Source organism: Phenylobacterium sp. (genome assembly GCF_024508875.1).
GTDB lineage: Bacteria > Pseudomonadota > Alphaproteobacteria > Caulobacterales > Caulobacteraceae > Phenylobacterium.
The window spans coordinates 1-3,364 of record NZ_JANINU010000234.1 but is presented as its reverse complement, the minus strand read 5'-3'; the positions used below and the strand labels follow the sequence as shown (position 1 = coordinate 3,364).

Annotated in this window: 3 protein-coding genes; 1 reads left to right on the top strand and 2 read right to left on the bottom strand. The window is 73.1% G+C overall.

The window, feature by feature from the left end; all coding sequences use genetic code 11:
- Positions 1–347 (top strand): amino acid--tRNA ligase-related protein (locus Q0L11_RS16770; RefSeq protein WP_296598738.1); only part of this gene is annotated, 347 nt, incomplete at its 5' end.
- A gap of 70 nt (positions 348–417) precedes the next feature.
- Here the strand turns inward: Q0L11_RS16770 and Q0L11_RS16765 are convergent.
- Positions 418–1,437 (bottom strand): pentapeptide repeat-containing protein, encoded by a 1,020-nt coding sequence (locus Q0L11_RS16765; RefSeq protein WP_296598737.1) that lies wholly within the window; start codon positions 1,435–1,437, stop codon positions 418–420.
- Between the two features lie 101 nt (positions 1,438–1,538).
- On the bottom strand, positions 1,539–3,364 hold a 1,826-nt coding region (locus Q0L11_RS16760; RefSeq protein ID WP_296598736.1), incomplete at its 5' end, for a ribonucleotide reductase.

Below are 3,364 nucleotides of genomic sequence, written 5' to 3'. Positions count from 1 at the left end.
TCGTCTGCAACGGCTACGAGCTGTGCTCGGGCGCGATCCGGAACCACCTGCCGGAAATCATGCTCAAGGCCTTCTCGATCGCCGGCTACGGCCCGGAGGTGGTCGAGGAGCAGTTCGGCGGCATGCTGAACGCGTTCCGGCACGGCGCCCCGCCGCACGGCGGCCTCGCGCCCGGCATCGACCGGATCGTCATGCTGCTGGCCGGCCAGGTCGCGATCCGCGAGGTCATCGCCTTCCCGCTGAACCAGCAGGGGCAGGACCTGATGATGAACGCGCCCTCAGAAGTTCAGGACAAGCAACTGAAAGAACTTCACATCCGCCTCGCCCCGCCGATCAAGGCGGGCTGAGGCGCCGGCGGCCGCCCGGGCGCGTGAGCGCCTGGGGGAGGCCACCCGGACGGCGCGGCGGCTTCGGCGCCTACTTGGCGATCGAGAAGAAGTAGCGCGGCTCGGGCGGCGCCGGCGGCTGCGGCGGCGCCGGCACGGCCGGCACCATCCGCATCGCCGGACGGGGCATGTCCGGCCGCAGGATCAGGCGCACGCCGTTGCAGGCGCGGATCTGCAGTCCGCGCGGCGCCCGCGTACGGCTGTCGCCGCAGGCGTCGTCGAGCTGGTCCTGCGTCAGGCCCTTGGCGTTGGCGAGGTCGGCGCCGTGCAGGGACGCATGGCTGAGGTCGGCGTCGCGGAAGTCGGTCCCGTCGAAGTCGGCGCCCATCAGGTTGGCGTTGGTGAGGTCGGCCGAGCGAAAGGACGCCTGGCTGAACATTCCGTAGGCCAGCACGGCGCCCGTCAGTTCCGAGTCCTGGAAGTTGGCGCCATGCGCCTCGACCCGACTGAAGTTCGCCGCCTCGAGATCCGCCGAGCGCAGGTTGGCGCCCGCCAGCCGGGCGCGGTTGAAGTTGGCGCCCTGGGCCTCGATGTCGGTGAGGGTGGCGCGCGAGAGGTCGGCGTTGTCGAAGATCGCGCCCCGCAGCGTGGCCGAGCGCAGCACCGCGCCCACAAGGATCGCCTTGCGGAAGTTCGCGCCCGTCGCCTCGGCATCGCTGAGGTCGGCCCGCGTCAGGTTGGCCGCGCCGAAGACGACTCCGTTGGCCTCGCTGGAGCGCAGGCGCGCGTTGGTGAGGTTGGCGCCGGAGAAGTTGGCGCCGGTCATGGCCGAATTGCTCAGGTCGGCCTTTGTCAGGTCGGCGCCGGCGAAGACCGAGGCGTGGAACTTGGCGTCGCGCAGGTTGGCGCCCACCATCATCGCGCCAGAGAAGTTCGCGCCGATGATCCGCGCGCCCGACATGTTGCGGCCCGACAGCTCGCATTTCACGCACGAACCGCCGAAGGAATCCTGGCGGCGCACCTCCTTCTCGCCCGCCGCCGCGCGCCCTGCGATCGGCAGGATCGCGAGGAGGGCGGCCGAGGCGGCCAGGAGGCGAAGCGTACGCGACATCAGTAGGGCAGATCCTTGCAGTCCGAGTGTCACCTCTGCCTGCTGCACCTCAACGGCGCCACTTAAATCGCGGTAACTTCAAGCGTCTTGGGTGCGACGTTCTATCCCGTCTGGTCCTCGGGATAGCGGCCTGCACGCGTCCCGCAGGTCTCGCAGATCAGCGCCTGGCCCTTGCGCACCACGGCGATGTCGCCGCACGCGGCGCAGACCTCGGCCGAGGCGAAGGCGGCGGGACCGCCCGACCGGCCTGCGGACGGCAGGAAGACCAGGTTGTCCGGCGCCGCGCCGCGGGCGAAGCCGCGGGAGATGAACCGCGAGGCTGGCTGTGGCTGGAGTTCCTCGTCGCCCGTCGCGGCCTCCGCGGCGTCGGCCTTGCCGCGGCCCAGCCCGTCGGCGTTCAGGCCCGCCGGGTCGGCGCTGGCCAGCTCGTTCCGGCCCAGGTAGCTGATCCCCAGCTCGCGGAAGATGTAGTCCAGGATCGACGTCGCCGACTTCACCGTGTCGTTGCCGGTCACCTCGCCGGCGGGCTCGAACCGGGTGAAGACGAAGGCGTCCACGAACTCGTCCAGCGGCACGCCGTACTGCAGGCCGATCGAGATCGCGATGGCGAAGTTGTTCATCAGCGAGCGGAAGGCCGCGCCTTCCTTATGCATGTCGATGAAGATCTCGCCGAGCTGGCCGTCGTCGTACTCGCCGGTGTGCAGATATACCTTGTGGCCGCCGACGCTGGCCTTCTGGATGTAGCCCTTGCGGCGGTCGGGCAGCTTCTGGCGGGTGCGCTCGCGCTCGACGATGCGCTCGACGATCCGCTCCTGCGGCGGGGGTTCGGACTGGCTCGCCGGCGCGCGGACGGCGAGCTCCGCCACCGGCGGGATCTCCAGCGCCAGCCGCGCGGGCGGGGCGGCCCGGCGCACGCGCACCGCCGTCTCGCAGGCCTCGATCACCGCGTCGACATCGCTCAGCGCCGCGTCCCAGGGCAGCGTCACCTGCAGCACCGGCGGGACGTCGAGGACCGGGGCGAGCGCGGCCAGCATCGCGGCCTCGGCGGCGGCGGGCAGGTCGCCGGGCCCGCGCAGCACCCGCCGCTGGTCCTCGGTCAGGAAGAGGGCGTGCGTGAGGCTGGGCGCGCCCAGGGCGTGCGCCTCGGCCTGGGCCACCTCGTCGGCGGTGAATCCGGCCAGCGCCAGCACGTCGAGGCCCGGGTCGGCGAGCTGGGCGGCCGTCGCGCCCAGCACGTCGCGCAGGAAGCCTTCGCCCACCACCGCCGGGGCGAAGGCGCGGGGCAGGTTGGGGACGAACGGCAGCTCCGCCTCGGCGGCGGCGATCTCCAGGCTGGTGAAGCCGCGCGCGGTGAGCGCCTGAGCCGAGACGCCGGGCGCGTCCGTCAGGCTGCGGTGGCCCAGCAGCGCGTCGCGGGTCGCCGCGAGGTCGGCGCCGGTGGCCGCCACGGCCCGCACCGCAGCCTCGGACAACACGCGCACCGTCTCCCCGTCGGCCGTCTCTGCGACGGTCACCGGCCCGGCCCAGGGCGCGGCGTCCAGGCGCGCGCCGAGGCGCAGGGCGAGGGCCGGACTGTCGACCAGGCAGAGGCGAACGTCGACGTCCGCCTCCAGCTCGTCCAGCGCCGCGCGCGCCGCCTTGAAGAGGTTGCGGGCGGCCTGCCGGGCCTCCTCGCTGTCGTAGTCGAACCCGCTCGCGGCCAGCCAGTCGCCCAGTCCGCCCAGCGCCAGCCGCGCCGGCCCTTCGGCCTCGGCGCTCACGGCCACGGCGGCCAGCCGCACGGCCTCTGCGAACGCGGCGTCGTCGAAGGCGTCGTCGCGCCAGAAGGCCATCAGCTCCAGCCCTGCGACGGGCAGGGCGCCCGCCTGCGCCAACGCCGCCGCGGCGCTCGCGTCGGGCGCGGCGACGATCCGGCCGGTCGTCCAGG

Coding starts and splice junctions, on each gene's coding strand:
- Q0L11_RS16765 (WP_296598737.1), bottom strand. CDS start 1,437: ATGTCGCGTACGCTTCGCCTCCTGGCCGCCTCGGCCGCCCTCCTCGCG.